Origin of the sequence: Pseudomonas sp. LBUM920, assembly GCF_003852315.1 — a bacterium.
Lineage (GTDB): Bacteria > Pseudomonadota > Gammaproteobacteria > Pseudomonadales > Pseudomonadaceae > Aquipseudomonas.
Map to the genome: position 1 here is coordinate 2597525 of NZ_CP027762.1, position 18080 is coordinate 2615604.

General features: G+C 60.4%; 19 protein-coding genes. 10 read left to right on the plus strand and 9 right to left on the minus strand.

All coding sequences use genetic code 11. The annotated features are described in order from the left end of the window. Window positions 1–13: 13 nt before the first annotated feature. Window positions 14–1426 carry a transglycosylase SLT domain-containing protein gene (locus C4J83_RS12180; RefSeq protein WP_106578712.1) on the minus strand — a complete coding sequence of 471 codons (1413 nt, stop codon included), beginning with the start codon at window positions 1424–1426 and terminating at the stop codon, window positions 14–16. A gap of 98 nt (window positions 1427–1524) precedes the next feature. Then, the gene (gene gloB / locus C4J83_RS12185; RefSeq protein ID WP_124417145.1) at window positions 1525–2292 is read right to left on the minus strand and encodes a hydroxyacylglutathione hydrolase; all 768 of its coding nucleotides are present in this window, start codon (window positions 2290–2292) and stop codon (window positions 1525–1527) included. A gap of 65 nt (window positions 2293–2357) precedes the next feature. Between gloB and C4J83_RS12190 the strand changes: the two genes are divergently transcribed. From C4J83_RS12190 to C4J83_RS12210, 5 genes are all read left to right on the plus strand, one after another. Further along, window positions 2358–3116, plus strand: a complete 759-nt coding sequence (locus tag C4J83_RS12190) for a class I SAM-dependent methyltransferase (RefSeq protein ID WP_106578714.1) — start codon at window positions 2358–2360, stop codon at window positions 3114–3116. Window positions 3117–3201: 85 nt separating this feature from the next. Then, window positions 3202–3654, plus strand: a complete 453-nt coding sequence (rnhA, locus tag C4J83_RS12195) for a ribonuclease HI (RefSeq protein ID WP_029291380.1) — start codon at window positions 3202–3204, stop codon at window positions 3652–3654. Between the two features lie 79 nt (window positions 3655–3733). Next, on the plus strand, window positions 3734–4474 hold the full coding sequence (gene dnaQ, locus C4J83_RS12200) for a DNA polymerase III subunit epsilon (RefSeq protein ID WP_164487980.1): 741 nt from the start codon (window positions 3734–3736) through the stop codon (window positions 4472–4474). Between the two features lie 203 nt (window positions 4475–4677). Continuing rightward, window positions 4678–6933 carry an Orn/Lys/Arg family decarboxylase gene (locus C4J83_RS12205; protein WP_124417146.1) on the plus strand — a complete coding sequence of 752 codons (2256 nt, stop codon included), beginning with the start codon at window positions 4678–4680 and terminating at the stop codon, window positions 6931–6933. A gap of 9 nt (window positions 6934–6942) precedes the next feature. Then, window positions 6943–7524, plus strand: a complete 582-nt coding sequence (locus C4J83_RS12210; protein ID WP_119741603.1) for a GNAT family N-acetyltransferase — start codon at window positions 6943–6945, stop codon at window positions 7522–7524. Here C4J83_RS12210 and C4J83_RS12215 read toward each other — a convergent pair. Beyond that, window positions 7521–8414, minus strand: a complete 894-nt coding sequence (locus tag C4J83_RS12215; RefSeq protein WP_119741604.1) for a LysR substrate-binding domain-containing protein — start codon at window positions 8412–8414, stop codon at window positions 7521–7523. The two genes, C4J83_RS12210 and C4J83_RS12215, sit on opposite strands and share 4 nt — an antisense overlap. Window positions 8415–8570: 156 nt before the next feature. Here C4J83_RS12215 and gspG point away from each other — a divergent pair, with 156 nt between their 5' ends. Together gspG and C4J83_RS12225 are read left to right on the plus strand one after the other, a co-directional pair. After that, on the plus strand, window positions 8571–9020 hold the full coding sequence (gspG, locus tag C4J83_RS12220) for a type II secretion system major pseudopilin GspG (protein WP_119741605.1): 450 nt from the start codon (window positions 8571–8573) through the stop codon (window positions 9018–9020). Between the two features lie 85 nt (window positions 9021–9105). Beyond that, on the plus strand, window positions 9106–9450 hold the full coding sequence (locus C4J83_RS12225) for a hypothetical protein (RefSeq protein ID WP_124417147.1): 345 nt from the start codon (window positions 9106–9108) through the stop codon (window positions 9448–9450). 60 nt (window positions 9451–9510) lie between these two features. Here C4J83_RS12225 and C4J83_RS12230 read toward each other — a convergent pair whose 3' ends face one another. Continuing rightward, window positions 9511–9747: a hypothetical protein gene (locus tag C4J83_RS12230; protein ID WP_106578721.1), complete on the minus strand. Its 237-nt coding sequence runs from the start codon at window positions 9745–9747 to the stop codon at window positions 9511–9513. A 227-nt stretch (window positions 9748–9974) separates the two neighbouring features. Here C4J83_RS12230 and C4J83_RS12235 point away from each other — a divergent pair, with 227 nt between their 5' ends. Continuing rightward, window positions 9975–10532, plus strand: a complete 558-nt coding sequence (locus tag C4J83_RS12235; RefSeq protein ID WP_119741607.1) for an NADPH-dependent FMN reductase — start codon at window positions 9975–9977, stop codon at window positions 10530–10532. 99 nt (window positions 10533–10631) lie between these two features. Here the strand turns inward: C4J83_RS12235 and C4J83_RS12240 are convergent, their stop codons facing one another. Continuing rightward, window positions 10632–11261, minus strand: a complete 630-nt coding sequence (locus tag C4J83_RS12240; protein ID WP_119741608.1) for an FMN-dependent NADH-azoreductase — start codon at window positions 11259–11261, stop codon at window positions 10632–10634. A gap of 94 nt (window positions 11262–11355) precedes the next feature. Between C4J83_RS12240 and C4J83_RS12245 the strand changes: the two genes are divergently transcribed. Beyond that, a complete protein-coding gene (locus C4J83_RS12245; RefSeq protein WP_106578742.1) occupies window positions 11356–12210 on the plus strand; it encodes a LysR substrate-binding domain-containing protein in 855 nt (284 codons plus the stop codon). 19 nt (window positions 12211–12229) lie between these two features. Here C4J83_RS12245 and poxB read toward each other — a convergent pair whose 3' ends face one another. From poxB to C4J83_RS12260, 3 genes are all read right to left on the minus strand, one after another. Then, the gene (poxB, locus tag C4J83_RS12250; RefSeq protein WP_124417148.1) at window positions 12230–13954 is read right to left on the minus strand and encodes a ubiquinone-dependent pyruvate dehydrogenase; all 1725 of its coding nucleotides are present in this window, start codon (window positions 13952–13954) and stop codon (window positions 12230–12232) included. A 215-nt stretch (window positions 13955–14169) separates the two neighbouring features. Continuing rightward, the gene (locus C4J83_RS12255; protein WP_106578725.1) at window positions 14170–14664 is read right to left on the minus strand and encodes a DUF934 domain-containing protein; all 495 of its coding nucleotides are present in this window, start codon (window positions 14662–14664) and stop codon (window positions 14170–14172) included. After that, window positions 14648–16306 carry a nitrite/sulfite reductase gene (locus tag C4J83_RS12260; RefSeq protein WP_017136919.1) on the minus strand — a complete coding sequence of 553 codons (1659 nt, stop codon included), beginning with the start codon at window positions 16304–16306 and terminating at the stop codon, window positions 14648–14650. Before C4J83_RS12260 ends, C4J83_RS12255 begins: the two co-directional genes overlap by 17 nt. A 423-nt stretch (window positions 16307–16729) precedes the next feature. Here C4J83_RS12260 and C4J83_RS12265 point away from each other — a divergent pair, with 423 nt between their 5' ends. Beyond that, a complete protein-coding gene (locus tag C4J83_RS12265; protein ID WP_124417149.1) occupies window positions 16730–17809 on the plus strand; it encodes an ABC transporter substrate-binding protein in 1080 nt (359 codons plus the stop codon). Between the two features lie 6 nt (window positions 17810–17815). Here the strand turns inward: C4J83_RS12265 and C4J83_RS12270 are convergent, their stop codons facing one another. Further along, complete coding sequence (locus C4J83_RS12270) at window positions 17816–18031, minus strand: DUF2970 domain-containing protein (protein ID WP_106578727.1); 216 nt, start codon at window positions 18029–18031, stop codon at window positions 17816–17818. Window positions 18032–18080 lie beyond the last annotated feature (49 nt).

An 18080-nucleotide genomic window follows, 5' to 3' on the forward strand; every position in this document is an offset into this window, starting at 1 on the left:
CGCTTACGCAGGTTTACCTTGGCCCGGAAACCACCAGCATCTGGCCTGGCTTGAGTGCCTGGCCCGTGCGCGGGTTCCAACGCTTGAGATGTTGCATCTCAACGTTGAAGCGCTTGGCGACGATGTACAGCGAGTCGCCTTTTTTGACCTTGTACTGCACCGGCTTCTTGCTGTCAGCCTTGGCCACCAGCTTGCGCGTGTCCTGCATCACCAGGGTCTGGCCGACCTTGAGGGCCTGGCCGTTGAGCTTGTTCCAGCGCTGCAGGTCATGCACATCGACCCTGTTCGCCTTGGCGATCAGCGTGAGGTTGTCGCCATTGCGCACTTTGTAGCTGCGGCTGCGCCCGGCTACGCGCGCGGTCTCGACTTCGTCGAACACCTGCTTTTTCGGGCGCATGGCCAGCAGTTCTTCGGGCTTCATCGTCGAAAGCGTGCTGGTGAGCAGATGCGCCTTGGAGCTCGGCACCAGCAAGTGCTGGGGGCCGTCGAGGGTGGTGCGTTGTTTCAGGGCAGGGTTGAGCTGAAACAGTTCGTCTTCATCGATTTCAGCCAGCGCGGCAACCCGTGACAGGTCCATGCTTTGCTTGACTTCAACCACTTCGAAGTACGGGGTGTTGGCGATCGGGTTCAGGTTGACGCCATAGGCCTCGGGGGCCAGCACCACCTGGGACAATGCCAGGAACTTGGGCACGTAGTCCTTGGTTTCCTGGGGCAGGGGCAGGTTCCAGTAGTCGGTCGGCAGGCCGAGCTTTTCGTTACGCTCGATGGCCCGGCTGACCGTGCCTTCACCGGCGTTGTACGCCGCCAGGGCCAGCAACCAGTCGCCGTTGAACATGTCATGCAGGCGTGTCAGGTAGTCCAGGGCGGCGGTGGTGGAGGCGGTGATGTCGCGGCGCCCGTCGTAGGCGCGGGTCTGGCGCAGGTTGAAGTAGCGCCCGGTGGAGGGAATGAACTGCCACAAGCCGACTGCATCGCTGCGCGAGTAGGCCATTGGGTTGTAGGCACTTTCAATCACTGGCAGCAGCGCCAGCTCCAGGGGCATGTTGCGTTCTTCAAGGCGTTCGACGATGTAATGAATGTAGAGGCTGCCGCGTTCTCCGGCGTTCTCCAAAAAGGACGGGTTGCTGGCGAACCACAAACGCTGTTGCTCAATGCGCGGGTTGACGCCCAGGCCGTCCTGCAATTGAAAGCCCCGTCGCATGCGTTCCCAGACATCCTGGGGGACTTCGGGGCTGGGCTTCTCTGAGAGCCAAATAGGTTTTTGCTTGATCTTGGCGGCAAGATTGGGTTTGGGTTGCACGGTGGATTGTGCAGCGAAATGAGTCGATTGGCAGCCCGCCAGAGTAGCGGACACAGCCACCGCCACGGCTTGAGCCAGGCGGGTCAATGCGTCTGAAGAAATGGATTTACGAATAGATGACGACATTGGCTGGAAGTAAGTTCCGGGCAAAAATGTCGGGCGATTCTAGAAAGCGCTTTGGTTCCGGTCAACCATTCAGAAAATCCGTATCAGATTGCATCCGCTTAGAACTTATCTTTCCACGCCCTCAAGCTAGCAAACACCTCGGCCCCAGCGCGGTTATCGCGCCTATTCCGTTCGTCCGCTTTTTGTTTAACGGATGTTTCGGCGGTACGAAGAAAAGGGTTAGTACGTTTTTCCAGGGCGAGATTGGACGGCAGCGTCATCTCGCCGCGGGCCCGCAAATGCTTGACCTGTTCGACCCGTTCGGCGATATCGCCGTTGTCAGGCTCCACCGCCTGGGCAAATTTGAGGTTACTTTGTGTGTATTCGTGGGTGCAGTACACCAGGGTCTCGGCTGGCAGGGCGGCGAGGCGTTCCAGCGAGGTGTACATCTGTTGCGGCGTGCCTTCGAACAGACGGCCGCAACCGGCGGCAAACAGCGTGTCGCCACAAAACAGCAGGCCTTGATGGTAAAAGGCGATATGGCCGAGGGTATGGCCCGGCACGCTATAAACGTCGAAGTCCAGGCCCAGTACGCTGATGCGGTCGTTGTCCTGCAATGCGACGTCCCGCGCCGGGATGTTCTCGTTTGCCGGGCCGTAGACCTTGGCGTTTGTCACACGTTTGAGTTGCTCGACGCCGCCGACATGATCATGGTGATGGTGGGTGATCAGGATGTCGCTGAGGGCCCACTGCGGATTTTGCTTGAGCCAGGCCAGTACCGGCGTGGCATCGCCGGGGTCGACCACGGCGCAGCGCTGGGTGTGCGGGTCTTGTAACAACCAGATGTAGTTGTCGGTGAAGGCGGGTAGGGCACTGATCTGTATCATTCTTCGATTCGCCAAGCTGAACACATTGGTGCATCTTAGAACGTCTAGGCGAGTTGGAGAATGCAATGACTGATAAAGCGTTCGCCCAGGCCGATCCTGAGTGGCTGGCCCTGATCGGCGCAGCTCGTGAATGGCTGTCCGGGCCGATCGGGCAATTTTTGCTGGATGAAGAACGGCGCATGCTCGAAGACGAGCTGGGCCGCTTCTTTGGTGGCTATCTGGTGCATTACGGCCCGTCTGCGCAGACGCCGCCTTCTGCGCCGCAGGTGCAGCGCAATGTGCGCCTCGGTGCGCCGTTGCCGGGTGTGGAGATCGTCTGCGAGGAGCAGGCCTGGCCTTTGAGCGAGCATGCCGCCGACGTCGTGGTGTTGCAGCATGGCCTGGATTTTTGCCTGTCGCCCCATGGTTTGTTGCGCGAAGCCGCGAGCAGTGTGCGCCCTGGGGGCCATTTGCTGATTGTCGGCATCAACCCCTGGAGCAGCTGGGGCCTTCGCCATGTGTTTGCCCATGATGGCCTGCGCCAGGCACGCTGCATCTCGCCGTCGCGGGTGGGCGATTGGCTGAACCTGCTGGGCTTTGCGCTGGAGAAACGCCGCTTCGGGTGCTATCGTCCGCCGCTTGCGTCGGCCAAGTGGCAAGGCCGTCTGGCGGGCTGGGAGCGCCGGGCGGGCGCCTGGCAATTGTCGGGTGGCGGCTTCTATTTATTGGTCGCGCGCAAGATCGTGGTCGGGCTGCGGCCGGTGCGTCAGGTGCTGCGCCAGCCCATGGGCAAGCTGGTGCCGATGCCGATGGCCAAGGTCAATCGCAAGCAAAGCGAACCGTAAACCTCTTTTTGATGACCTGCCGAATTTTTCGGCCTCGGGATACTGTCGGTCGATGATCGCCAGCCCGTTTTGATGGATGCAACCGATGACCGATAGCGTAGAACTCTTCACCGATGGCGCCTGCAAAGGCAACCCCGGCCCCGGCGGCTGGGGCGCCTTGCTGGTGTGCAAGGGCGTGGAGAAGGAATTGTGGGGCGGCGAAGCCAACACCACCAACAACCGCATGGAGCTGATGGGTGCCATTCGTGGCCTGGAAGAGCTCAAGCGCCGTTGCGACGTGCTGTTGGTGACCGACTCCCAGTACGTGATGAAGGGCATCAACGAGTGGATGGTCAACTGGAAAAAGCGCGGCTGGAAAACCGCGGCCAAGGAACCGGTGAAGAATGCCGACCTCTGGCAGTTGCTCGATGAGCAATGCAATCGCCATAACATCACCTGGAAATGGGTGCGTGGGCACATCGGTCACCCCGGCAACGAGCGCGCCGACCAGCTGGCCAATCGGGGTGTGGATGAAGTGCGCGGCTACAAACAGAGCTGAGCCGACTGACGTGTTAACATCGCGCCCTTTGACGCACACCACACTGCATACCACCGTTGAGAGCTGAACCCTGATGGCCATCCGATCTGTTGTACTCGATACCGAAACCACCGGCATGCCGGTGACCGATGGTCACCGGATCATCGAAATCGGCTGTGTCGAATTGATAGGTCGCCGTCTTACCGGGCGTCACTTCCACGTCTACCTGCAACCGGACCGTGACAGTGACGAGGGCGCGATCGGCGTCCACGGCATCACCGATGAGTTCCTCAAGGGCAAGCCGCGCTTCGCCGAAGTGGCCGACGAGTTTTTCGAATTCATCAACGGCGCCCAACTGATCATCCACAACGCGGCGTTCGACGTCGGCTTCATCAATAACGAATTTGCCCTGATGGGGCAGACCGAGCGTGCGGATATTTCCCAGCATTGCTCGATCCTCGACACCTTGATGATGGCGCGCGAGCGTCACCCAGGCCAGCGCAACAGCCTGGATGCCTTGTGCAAACGCTACGGCGTCGACAACTCCGGCCGTGAACTCCACGGCGCCTTGCTCGACTCCGAGATTCTGGCCGACGTTTACCTGACCATGACCGGCGGGCAAACCAGCCTGTCCCTGGCCGGTAATGCCTCCGACGGCACAGGCTCGGCAGAAGGTTCGGGTAATCGCCCTTCAGAAATCCGCCGCCTGCCGGCTGATCGCAAGCCGACCACCATCATCCGTGCCAGTGAGCAGGATCTGGCTGAGCACGCGGCGCGTCTGGAAGCGATTGCCAAGTCGGCGGGTGCGCCGGCGTTGTGGTCGCAGCTGACCCAGCAATAGCCTCGGTCGAACACGGTTAAAAAATGTGGGAGCTGGCTTGCCTGCGATATCGGCAGGCCAGCCAACCTATCTGTGACTGAGCCATCGCCATCGCAGGCAAGCCAGTTCCCACGGTTGATTTGCAGCGCCTTGGAAATCTTCATTCGCCACATCCGCTCCCAGCTTCTACCCTGAGTACATAGCCCTGGGGACTGCCCGCACTCATGTACAAAGACCTGAAGTTTCCTGTTCTGATTGTGCACCGTGATATCAAGGCCGACACCGTTGCCGGTGACCGGGTTCGAGGTATCGCCCACGAACTGGAACAAGAAGGCTTCAGTATTTTTTCTGCAGTGGATTACGCCGAAGGCCGCCTGGTGGCTTCTACCCATCACGGGCTGGCGTGTATGTTGATCGCCGCTGAAGGTGCCGGGGAAAATACCCACCTGTTGCAAAACATGGTCGAACTGATCCGCCTGGCGCGGGTGCGGGCGCCCAACCTGCCGATCTTTGCCCTGGGCGAGCAAGTCACGCTGGAAAACGCGCCCGCCGATGCCATGAGTGAGCTCAACCAGTTGCGCGGCATTCTTTATCTGTTTGAAGACACCGTGCCGTTTCTGGCCCGACAAGTGGCTCGCGCGGCGCGCGCTTACCTGGATGGCTTGTTGCCGCCTTTCTTCAAAGCCCTGGTGCAACACACCGCCGACTCCAATTACTCCTGGCACACGCCCGGCCATGGCGGCGGCGTGGCGTATCGTAAAAGCCCGGTGGGGCAGGCGTTTCATCAGTTCTTCGGCGAAAACACGCTGCGCTCGGACTTGTCCGTGTCGGTGCCGGAACTCGGCTCGCTGCTCGATCACACCGGGCCGTTGGCCGAAGCCGAGGCCCGCGCCGCGCGTAACTTTGGCGCCGATCATACGTTCTTTGTGATCAACGGCACCTCCACGGCGAACAAGATCGTCTGGCACTCCATGGTCGGTCGTGACGACCTGGTGCTGGTGGACCGCAACTGCCACAAGTCGGTGCTGCACTCGATCATCATGACCGGTGCGATCCCGCTGTACCTGTGCCCGGAACGTAACGAACTGGGGATCATCGGCCCGATCCCCTTGAGCGAGTTCAGCCCCGAGTCGATCCGCGCCAAAATCGCAGCCAGCCCTTTGACGCGTGGCCGGCCACCGAAAGTGAAGATGGCGGTGGTCACCAACTCTACCTATGACGGCCTGTGCTACAACGCCGAGCTGATCAAGCAACAATTGGGCAACAGTGTCGAGGTGTTGCATTTTGACGAGGCCTGGTACGCCTACGCGGCGTTTCACGAGTTCTTTGCCGGGCGTTACGGCATGGGCACTTCACGCACGCCCGACAGCCCTCTGGTGTTTACCACGCACTCAACCCATAAGCTGCTGGCGGCCTTCAGCCAGGCCTCGATGATTCATGTGCAGGACGGCGGCGCGCGGCAGCTGGACCGTGACCGTTTCAACGAAGCATTCATGATGCATATCTCGACCTCGCCGCAGTACAGCATCATCGCATCGCTGGACGTAGCCTCGGCGATGATGGAGGGCCCCGCCGGGCGTTCACTGCTGCAGGAAATGTTTGATGAGGCGTTGAGTTTTCGGCGCGCCCTGGCCAACCTGCGCCAGCACATCGCTGCCGAGGACTGGTGGTTCTCCATCTGGCAGCCGCCTTCGGTAGCGGGTATCGACCGGGTTGTCACCGCGGACTGGCTGTTGCATCCGCAGGACGACTGGCACGGTTTTGGCGATGTGGCCGGAGATTATGTGCTGCTTGACCCGATCAAAGTGACCCTGGTGATGCCCGGCCTGAACGCCGGCGGCGCCTTGAGCGACTGCGGGATTCCCGCTGCAGTGGTCAGCAAGTTCCTCTGGGAGCGTGGGCTGGTGGTGGAAAAAACCGGCCTGTATTCCTTCCTAGTGCTGTTTTCCATGGGCATCACCAAAGGCAAATGGAGTACCTTGCTCACCGAACTGCTGGAGTTCAAGCGCAATTACGACGCCAATGTCAGCCTGGCCAGTTGCTTGCCCTCGGTGTTTAAACAAGGGCCGGCGCGCTATCAGAACCTCGGTTTGCGCGACCTGTGTGATCAGCTTCACGGCTGTTATCGCAGCAATGCCACGGCCAAACACCTCAAGCGCATGTACACGGTGTTGCCGGAAATCGCGATGAAACCGGCTGACGCCTACGACCAGTTGGTCAGGGGTGAAGTGGAGGCGGTGTCGATTGACGCCTTGCCAGGTCGCATCGCAGCCGTGATGCTGGTGCCCTATCCGCCGGGCATTCCGTTGATCATGCCGGGTGAGCGCTTTACCGAGTCGACCCGATCGATCATTGACTACCTGGCGTTCGCGAGGACGTTCGATAGCAGCTTTCCCGGTTTTGTCGCCGATGTTCATGGATTGCAACACGAAGACGACGGCAGTGGTCGTTGTTACACCGTCGATTGCATCAAAGGGTAAAGGATGTTTATGCAAGCTGTAATGAACCCGAAGTACCCGGGGCTCAGCGTACGGGTCGCCGACGAAGGTTTTGATGCCTACGTGTGGGGCAATGATTTCAGTTTTGAAGTCAGTGCCTACGGCGTGCCGGAGATGGGCAAACGCGTCGACCAGTGGGCCGTTGAGCGCATCCTGCCGTACCGCAAATGTTATGGCATCGACCCGGAGGAATTCGCCAGTTTTCGCGATGCGCCCGACAGCGCGATCTTCATGGCGTATCTGGATGACCGTGCGGTGGGTCATATCGTGGTCAGCACCAACTGGAATGGCTTTGCCCACGTCGATGAGCTGGCGGTGGCCTTGCCTGCGCGCCGTCATGGGGTGGCCAAGGCCTTGCTGGACGTGGCGCAGTTCTGGAGTCGCAAGAAAAACCTGCCGGGCATGATGCTGGAAACCCAGAACAACAACCTCGGCGCCTGCCGTCTGTATGAGCGTTGCGGCTATGTGATGGGTGGGATTGATCAGCTGCGTTATCGCGGTATTGACCCGCAGACGCGTGAAGTGGCGATTTTCTGGTACCGGTTGTTCAAGACTGAACTCGAACAGGTTTAACTCGCCAGCAGGCTATCGGCCTTCTGCGTGACAATGTCCAGCAACGCATTGAGTGCCGGTGACGTCTGGGCGTCCCTGAGAGTCAGTGCGTACAGGCTGACCATGATCGGCGGCGACACCGGGCATGCATCCAGCCCAGCCTCGCGTGCACCGGACGCGGTGAACGGGTCGACAATCGCCAGGCCTTCGCCGGCTTCCACCATGCTGCGCATCATCTGGTAGGTCTGCACCCGCGTCTGTACCACCGGCAGCGGGCGCAGGGCCTGCAGCTTGGCGTCCAGCACGCGGCTCAAGGGGTCATGCCCTTCAAGCCCGATCAGCGATTGCCCGGCCAGGTCCTGCAGGGCGATGTACTTTTGTTTGGGTTTCAGCCAGCCATGGGGCGCGAGCAATTGCAACTTGCCCTCGGCCAACACGCTGCTCTGGATTTGCGGGTGCTGCGGGTCATGCAGGCTCAGGCCCACATCGGCTTCGTGCAGCAGCAGGCTTCTGACAATCTCGCGGGTCGGCTGGCTCGACAGGTTGCACGGCGTGTCCTGGAAGCGCCGGCGCAGTACGGCGATGCTTTGCGGCAGCAACTGATTGGCCAGCGGCGGGGTGCACAGCGCGCGCAAGGCCGGAGCATGGTGGAGTTTCAAGCGGCTGGCCAGGCGTTGCACCGGCTCCAGCGCCTCATAGAGGTGACTGATGTGTGCCTGCAGTTCGAGTGTTTCGCGCGTCGCTTGCAAACGCCCGCGCACACTGGCAAACAGCATGAAGCCCAGTTGCTGCTCGGCATCCTTGAGCGTTGCGTCTACATCGCCCACGGGAAGTTGCAACCACTCGGCGGCCGTGCCGAGGTGTCCGGTCTGCAAGATGGCCTGAATCACTTCGATATGACGTAAACGCATCGCCGGAGTCTAGGGTCAGTGGGGCGTGGATTCAATGGCTGGGAAAAAAACAGCGCGGGCCTTGATGCGCGTCGTCTAACGTTCACCTTGCGTGCGCTGCAACGAGCGGGTCATATAAAGAGCGTATCAACCGAGGTTCAACAGGGAGCCCTTCCAATGCCCGGATACACCGCAGTCACAGGCAAACCGCAACCCCAGCAAGGTTTTACACGCTGGGCGGTGCTGGTGGTACTGGTCATCATTGGCTTGCTGGCCCTGGCGGTGGGGCCGCGCTTGTTTGGTGATGTAACGCTGGCAGAGATCGCGACGGCCAAGGCCCAGGTGGCCGAGTTGGGCAAGGCGGTTGAGCAGTTTCACCAAGACACGGGTCGCTACCCCACCGATGAGGAAGGTCTGGAGGCGCTGACCACGCGACCTGCGCAGGACGCCCAGTGGAAAGGGCCCTATGTCAGTGACGAGTTGTTGACCGACCCGTGGGGCGTTGCCTATCAGTACCACTACCCGGCAACCCAGCCCAACACGGCGTTCGACCTGTTTTCGTTCGGCAAGGACCGTACGCTGGGCGGGGTCGGCGATAACAAGGACATTACCTACGGCGACAACTGATTCATCTGGCATTAGCCATCGAGCTGATTAGAATGGCTGCGCTGATCAATAACGACCAATACAACAAAAACAGGTCTGGTCTCGAATGCCTATTCCCTCACGTTTCTTTGGGGTAACGGCCAAGCAACTCCTGGTGCTGGTGACCGTGGGGTGCGTGGCTGCTTATCTCTTCGATAATCACGATGAACACACACCGGAAAGCCGCGCACTCGAGGCGTTTATCCGTTCCCAGGAACAGGTGGATGCGCAGGTGGGGGCAGTGCTGGAGGTGGTGTTGGTCAGGCAGGTGGTGGCCTATTCCGCTAACGGCGCGCCAGGTTACAAGCGTTCGTTGTTTGCGGTTGAAGGCGAGCGGGGGCGTTTGATGGTAACGCTCAAGCAGATGGAGGGCGAGCAGGGCGTGGAAGTGACGCAGATACGCCGGCCGTGATCACCCAGCCCAGTCAATGCCATCAATGGCCAGGACTGAGCAGGTCGATAAGCCGGGATCTTATGACGCGAGGGTCGTTTGCGATTCGCGGACGATAATGGTCCCCGACTGGATCAATTTGAATTCATCGCCTTCCAGTTTCTCTACACGATCGCCAATGGCCAGCTTGTAGGTAGTGGTAGGCGCCGAGCCAGCCAGGTCGCCTTGCACCGGGTTGGATTCCTGGAACTCATGCACCGAATACACGCGTCCTTCCGCGTCTCTGGCATGGAACTGTCCGACAAGTACTGCAGCCATCTGTTTAGAACCTCTGGAGATAAACACTCGATTTGCGGTTCTGTAGACCGTCATGGAGCGGGGTAGTTTACCTATGGAAAAAAAATACTATTCGTTGATATTTTCAGAGTCTTCCCACGCAAGTCACTGCTCGGCAAACGTCTGCGGATTTATCAAAACCTTCTGGTGAACCTGCCGCGAAGACTTTATAACTGCAAGCTCCTTAGTCAAACGTCGGGAAAACCTCAATGAGCAAGGTCTACACGATTGCCGTCCTGGTTGGCAGCTTGAGAAAAGAGTCGATCAACCGCAAGGTCGCCCTGGCACTGGCCGAACTGGCCCCTGCCACTCTCAAATTGAACATTGTGGAAATTGGCGATTTACCGCTCTACAACGAAGACCTCGAGGGAGCATCGCCGCCCGCAGCCTACAGTAGTTTCCGTCAGCAAGTACGTTCATCCGACGCGGTGTTGTTTGTGACGCCCGAATACAACCGTTCCGTGCCCGCACCGTTGAAGAATGCCATTGACGTAGGGTCTCGTCCTTACGGGCAAAGTGTCTGGGGCGGCAAGCCGGGTGCGGTCATTAGCGTGTCGCCCGGAGCGATTGGCGGCTTTGGTGCCAACCACCACCTGCGCCAGTCGCTGGTATTCCTTGATGTGCCGTGCATGCAGCAACCGGAAGCGTACCTGGGGGGCGCGGGCAGCGTGTTTGATGACGCAGGAAAACTTTCGGAAAAGACCAGGCCGTTCCTGCAGGCGTTTATCGACGCCTACGGCAAGTGGGTAGAAAAGCTGTCCGCCTGATGCGTCTGCCTGTGTAGGAACCTGCCTGCCGGCGAGTGGCCCTCACGCCTGGCGCTGCTCATCACATCGCCTTCGCCGGCAAGCTGGCGCCTGCCGCAGTCAAGCGAGGCGGTCCGCCAGCGCCAGGGCCTGCTCGGTGGCTGCCTGGCGAGATGCCTGATCCACCTCTGGCCCCAGGATAGTTTTTTCCACAGACAGCGAGTGCACATCGGTCACGCCGATAAAGCCCAGCCAGGCTTCCATGTACGGCTTCTGAAAGTCCATCGCCTGTGCGTCGGGCGCTGAAAAATCCATGCCCCGCGCGTACACATTGACCGCCGTCTTGTCATGCAGCAACCCGCGCAAACCATGCTCCGGGCTGAACTCGAACAGCACGCCCTTCTGCGAGACTACGTCGATAAAGTGCTTGAGCTTGTAGGGCAGCGCGAAATTCCACAGCGGCACCGAGAACACCAGCAGATCAGCCTGGTGCAGATGGGTCGCCAGCGACCTCAGTGAGTCCCAGGCCGCCGCCTGTTCCTCGGTCAATGCCGTGCCGCTGAGGCCGGCGTATTTGGCCTCCATGATCGGGCCATCAAACTCCGGCAGGTCCAGAGCCCAAAGGTCCAGCGTCACCACGCGGGTGTCCGGGGCGTTGTGCTGATAACGCGCGATAAATTGTCGGGCGATTTCCAGCGACGCAGAGCGCTGTTTGCGCGGCGAGCATTCAATATGCAGAAGAGTGGTCATGGCAGGCCTCAGGAATGATGACCTGAACATTGCAACATAGCGCTCGATGAAATATAAATCGTATTTCCATCGCCTATTGATCACCTATCAGAATATGTTTGACGCCTTGCTACTCAAGACCTTCGTCGCGGTCGTGGACGAAGGCGGCTTCAGTCGCGCCGGTGAGCGCCTGCACCTGACGCAGTCGGCCGTCAGCGGGCATTTGCGCCGCCTCGAAGAACAGGTCGGCAAGCCACTGCTGACGCGCACCACGCGTTCCCAACAGTTGACGCCGGACGGTCAGCGATTGATCGCCTACGCGCGCGGCATCCTGGCGCTGCATCGTGATGCCTGGGCAGAACTGACGCGTTCGGCGTTTGAAGGAAGCCTACGTGTAGGCGTGTCGGAGGAGTTCGCAGAGGCGCGTTTGCTGCGCGAGCTACAGGACGTTGCCGCGCAGTACCCTGGCCTGCATATCAGCGTGCAAGTGGGCATTCCCGGTTCGTTGCTGAGTTTGATGAAACAAGGCGAGCTGGATGTGGTGGTGGGTTCGTTGTGCGAGTCCAGCGAACCGGGCCTGGCGTTATGGCGCGAGCCGTTGGTGTGGGCCTGGTCGGCGCAACCGCTGGCGGCATTGCCGACGCCGTTGCCACTGGCCTTGTTCCCCGAGCCCTGTCCGTACCGCGAGGCGGCGCTGTCACGGCTTGCCCAAGCTGGAATTGCTCAGCGTACCGCCATGCAGTGCGCCAGCTATGCGGCGTTGCACGCCGCGGCATCGGCCGGTTTTGCCGTGGCCCCGATGGCGCAAAGCCAAGTGGGCCCAGGCTTGGCGGTCCTCGGCGCCGAGCACGGGTTGCCCGCGTTGCCCGATGCCGAGTTTCGCCTGTTCAGCGCGCCGGATGCCGACCCGCGCATGGTCGAGGTCGTCACCCAGGTGGTGGTCCGCTATGGCGCGGCCCGGCGCCACTGAAACACCTTGCGACGGAAGCTCAGCGCAACCAGTTGGTACGCGCCAGCTCGATCACCTCGTCGCCACGCCCGCTCATCACAGCCTTGAGCATGTACAGGCTGAAACCCTTGGCCTGTTCCAGCTTGATGCTCGGCGGCATGACCAGCTCCTGCGTGGCCGTGACCACGTCCACCAGCACCGGGCCGTCATGGGCCAGGGCGCGACGCAAGGCCGGCTCGAGGTCTTCGGACTGCTCCACGCGGATGCCCAGGATGCCCATGGCGTTGGACATGGCCGCAAAGTCCGGGTTTTTCAGCTCGGTGCCGGTGTCGAGGTAGCCTGCGGCTTTCATTTCCATGGCGACGAAACCCAGTGATGAGTTATCGAACACAATGACTTTGACCGGCAGTTTCAGTTGCGCCAACGAGATGAAATCGCCCATCAGCATGGCGAAGCCGCCGTCGCCGGACATCGAAATCACCTGGCGTCCGGGAAAGGCCGCCTGAGCGCCGATGGCCTGAGGCATCGCATTCGCCATCGAGCCGTGATTGAACGAGCCGATCAAGCGGCGTTTGCCGTTCATCTTCAGGTAGCGCGCGGCCCACACGGTGGGCGAGCCGACGTCGGCCGTGAAGATGGCATCGTCGTCGGCCAATTCACTGAGCAAGCGTGCGACGTACTGTGGGTGGATCGGCCGGTCGGCCTTCGAAGGTTCTGCCAGGTCGTCCAGGCCCTGGCGGGCTTTTTCGTAATGCTTCAGCGAAGTCTCGAGGAAACTGCGATCGGCTTTGCGCGTCAGGCGTGGCAGCAGCGCGTTGATGGTTTCGCTGACGTCGGCGGCAATGCCCAGGTCCAGCGTGGCCCGACGCCCGAGCGCCTGCGGATTGCGGTCGACCTGGATGATTTTTGCGTCGGTCGGGTAGAACTGGCGGTAGGGGAAGTCGGTGCCGAGCATGATCAGCGTGTCGCAGTTGAGCATGGCGTGGTAACCCGAGCTGAACCCGATCAGGCCAGTCATGCCCACGTCAAACGGGTTGTCCCATTCCACGTGCTCTTTGCCGCGCAAGGCGTGCACCACCGGCGCGCCAAGGGCATCGGCCAGGGCCACGACCTGATCATGGGCACCGGCGCAGCCGCTGCCGCACAGCAGGGTGACTTTCTCGCTGCTCTGCAGGATTTCGCTGAGGCGTTGCAGGTCCTGTTCGGCCGGCAAGGTGCGCGGCGCATGCAGGGCCGGCCACGGCTTGAGGGTGTTCTCCACTTCCAGCAACGACACGTCGCCTGGAATGACGACCACCGCCACGCCACGGTTAAGAATCGCCGAGCGCATGGCGCGGTGCAGCACTTGAGGCATTTGCGCAGGGTTGGTCACCAACTCGATAAAGTGGCTGCACTCCTTGAACAGTTCCTGGGGATGGGTTTCCTGAAAGTAGTTCAAGCCGATTTCGGAGGAGGGGATTTGCGCAGCAATGGCCAGCACTGGCACGTGGTTGCGATGGCAGTCGAACAGGCCATTGATCAAGTGCAGGTTGCCCGGCCCGCAGCTGCCGGCGCACACCGTCAATTCGCCGGTGGCGGCGGCTTCGGCACCGGCGGCAAACGCAGCCACCTCTTCGTGGCGCACGTGCATCCACTCGATGCTGTCCATGGTGCGCAAGGCGTCGGTCAAGCCATTGAGGCTGTCGCCGGTCAGGCCCCAGATGCGCTTGATGCCCGCCTGTTCAAGGGTGGTCGCCAATTGCTGGGCCAGGTTGATTTTCGCCATGAAGAACTCCAATCGTCAGTGAGTTAAAAGCTGCTGATCAGTAGAGGACAGCTCGATCACGGCGGATGTTCACCTGCGAGTGTGAAGATTACGTCATCGGTACTGGCAATATCCGCCCTGGCGTGGCTCGGCGTCATTGAGGCGGTGCGGGCACCGAGCAAACTCAAGCCATAAAAAAAGCCCTGGCAGGCCAGGGCTTTTTCAGTCGCGAAAACTTAACGGCGACGAAACAGCGGCAACGGCTCATCCGTGGCAGCCTGGTACGTCACCGAGAAATCCTTGAGGCTTTCCAGCGCTTCGTACGGGTCTTTGTCGGCACGCAAGGCAAAGGCGTCGAACCCGCAACGGTGCAGATAAAACAGCTGGTCGCGCAGCACGTCGCCAATCGCGCGCAGCTCGCCTTTGAAACCGTAGCGGTCACGCAGCAGGCGTGCGTTGGAGTAGTTGCGCCCGTCGGTGAAGGCCGGGAAGTTGAGGGCGATGACCTGGAAGTGCTCCACGTCGTCGCCGATCTCTTCGGCTTCTTCATCGGCGTCCAGCCATACACCCAGGCCGCCGTCGCGGGCCTTGAGGGCATGGCCGTGCTCGCGCCACAGGGCCAGCGGCACGATCAGGTCGTCGCAGTTGGAAATGCCGTCGAAGCTCGCGTCCTTGGGCAGCAGGTGCCAGGTTTCGTCGAGGACTTCGTTGTTCTTAATGATTCGCTGCATAGACGCGCTCCTTGAACAGGTCGATGCCGATGCGCTGGTAGGTGTCGATGAAACGCTCATCTTCGGTGCGCTGTTCGATGTACACATCGATCAGTTTGCCGATCACCTCGGGCATGGCTTCCTGGGCGAAGGACGGGCCGAGGATCTTGCCCAGGCTCGCATCGCGGCTGGCGCTGCCACCCAGGGACACTTGGTAGAATTCTTCGCCTTTCTTGTCCACGCCCAGGATGCCGATGTGGCCGACGTGGTGGTGACCACAGGCGTTCATGCAACCGGAGATGTTCAGGTCCAGCTCGCCGATGTCGAACAGGTAGTCCAGGTCGTCGAAACGGCGCTGGATCGATTCGGCAATCGGGATCGATTTGGCGTTGGCCAGGGAGCAGAAATCGCCGCCCGGGCAGCAGATGATGTCGGTCAGCAAGCCGATGTTCGGCGTGGCGAAACCGCCTTCGCGCAGCTCGCCCCACAGGGTGAACAGTTGGCTTTGCTCGACGTCCGCAAGAATGATGTTTTGCTCGTGGGAGGTGCGCAGTTGGCCAAAGCTGTAACGCTCGGCCAGGTCGGCGACGGCGTCTAGCTGCTTGTCGGTGATGTCACCCGGCGCCACGCCGGTGGGTTTGAGCGACAGGGTCACGGCGACATAGCCCGGCTTTTTATGCGCCAGGGTGTTGCGGGTGCGCCAGCGGGCGAAACCTGGGTGCTGCTGATCGAGTGCAGCCAACTCGGCGTCCTGATTGCTCAGGGCCTTGTACTCCGGATCGACGAAGTGCTTGGCCACGCGGTGTACTTCGGCTTCGGTCAGCGTGGTCTGGCCACCGCGCAGGTGTTCCATTTCGGCGTCGACTTTCTGCGCAAATACCTCAGGGGTCAGCGCCTTGACCAGGATCTTGATCCGGGCCTTGTATTTGTTGTCACGACGGCCGTAGCGGTTGTAGACCCGCAGGATGGCGTCGAGGTAGCTCAACAGGTCTTGCCAGGGCAGGAACTCATTGATGAACGCGCCAACGACCGGCGTACGGCCCAGGCCACCACCGACCAGCACGCGGAAACCCAGCTCGCCGGCTGCGTTGTGCACCGGCTCAAGGCCGATATCGTGCACTTCGATGGCTGCGCGGTCCGAGGTCGAGCCATTGATGGCGATCTTGAACTTGCGCGGCAGGTAGGCGAACTCCGGGTGGAAGGTGGTCCACTGACGGACGATTTCGCACCACGGACGAGGGTCGATCAGCTCATCGGCGGCCACGCCGGCGAATTGGTCAGTGGTCACGTTGCGCAGGCAGTTACCGCTGGTCTGAATGGCGTGCATCTGCACCGTGGCCAGCTCGGCCAGGATATCCGGCACGTCTTCCAGCGCCGGCCAGTTGAACTGGACGTTCTGGCGGGTACTGATGTGGGCGTAGCCCTTGTCGAAGTCGCGGGCAATCTTGGCCATCATGCGCGTCTGACGGGAAGTCAGTTGGCCATAAGGCACGGCAACCCGCAGCATCGGCGCAAAGCGCTGAACATAAAGGCCATTTTGCAGGCGCAGAGGGCGGAACTCTTCTTCGCTCAGTTCACCTGCTAGGTAGCGTCGGGTCTGATCACGGAACTGCTTGACGCGGTCCTCGATGATGCGCTGATCGTATTCGTCGTATACGTACATATAGGTCCTGTTCTCGGCAAATCTGCGCGCACGGCCGCGCACTCCCAACGGAGCCGGCGCACGATACCAGTTTGCGTTTATGCGCAAAAGTGATGTTTGAGTATATGTAAATAACCAAATTGACTAATGAGAACGGTTATCGCGATACCCACATTTGTCATGCGGGCAATCATCAACTTTACTGTGATCGTGTTTGAGTGCAATCACCTATAAAACCGATAAGAGGCGATGCAATGAGCAATCCGACCAAAGCCCGTAAACCCGACAGTACCGTTGATGCCTGGGCGATTTTGTTTCTGATAATCCTGGTGGTAGGAACCGCCGTATTCTGGGTCAGCCACCAATAAACTCGCGTTGATTGGACCTCGATTGACTGTCGTATTGCCACTATCATGGCCGTCAACGTTCAAGGTTCAGACAACTATGTTGAAGGTTCTTATTACGTGTGCGTGGTTGCTGGGATCGACGTACGGGGCCATGGCCCACGCCGCGTCGGTGGTGTTTCTCAACCCTGGCACGTCCACGGAAACCTTCTGGGTCAACTACACGCAATTCATGCAGGCCGCCGCCAAGGACCTCGGCCTGGATTTGCGCGTGCGTTATTCCGAGCGCGATCCTCGTAACACCCTGGCCCAGGCCCGGGAAGCGCTGCAAGGCAGCGAGCGGCCTGATTACCTGGTGCTGGTGAATGAGCAATACGTCGCCCCGCAGATTCTGCGCATGGCTCAGGGCAGCCGGGTCAAGTTGCTGATCGTGAATAACGCCCTGACCAGCGACCAGGTGCAACTGCTGGATGCCCACAGCTATCCCAACTGGCTCGGCAGTCTTATCGCCAATGATGAGGAGGCCGGTTACCTGATGCTCACAGAGCTGCTGCGTCAGCATGGCCCCGTCGCACCCGGCCAAACCCTCGATCTGCTGGCGTTTTCCGGGGTCAAGACCACGCCGGCGGCGCAGCTGCGCGAGCAGGGTTTACGGCGGGCCCTGGTCGATTTCCCCTACGTGCGTATGCGCCAGCTGGTGTATGGCGAGTGGAGCCGCCAGCGCGCGTTCGAACAGGCCACGCAACTGTTCAAACGTTATCCGCAAACCGCCTTGGTGTGGTCGGCCAATGATGAAATGGCGCTGGGCGCGATGGCGGCGCTGCAAGCCACTGGGCATACGCCGGGCAAGGACGTGCTGTTCAGCGCCGTCAACAGTTCGCCCGGGGTAGTGCGGGCTCGCCTTGATGGGAGCTTGAGCGTTTTGGTGGCAGGGCACTTCACCCTTGGCGGCTGGGCGATGGTGTTGCTGCATGACGATGCGCTGGGGTTGGATATCCGCCAGAACGGCGTGAATGAACGCAAGCTCGATCTGTTTGAGTTGATCGGCCCGGACCTTGCCCAGCGTCTACTGGACATCAACGCGGCGCAGGTCTACGGCGTGAATTTTCGGGCGTTGTCGGCCCAGGGCAAACCGGCCGGTTACGTTTACCCGTTCGGTTTGCAGCTGTTAACGCCTTGAGCGCACTCAAACGCCTGCAAGGTGCAGCACCAGCTTGACGATGGCGAACAGGGTCAATGCAAACACCGCCGTGAACACAATTCCCAGGATCACGAAGTGGCTGGGCTTGCCGTGCGTGAAATCGCGCGCGCGGTTCTTTCCGCTTTGCACCCCGAAGGCCGCGGCCATCACGCTGTGCAGCATTTGCCAGAAAGTAGGGGGCTTATTGGGTGAGTCGTTCATAAAACCCTCGTCATGCGGATCCGGTCGATCCTGAGCAAGCATAGTCAAT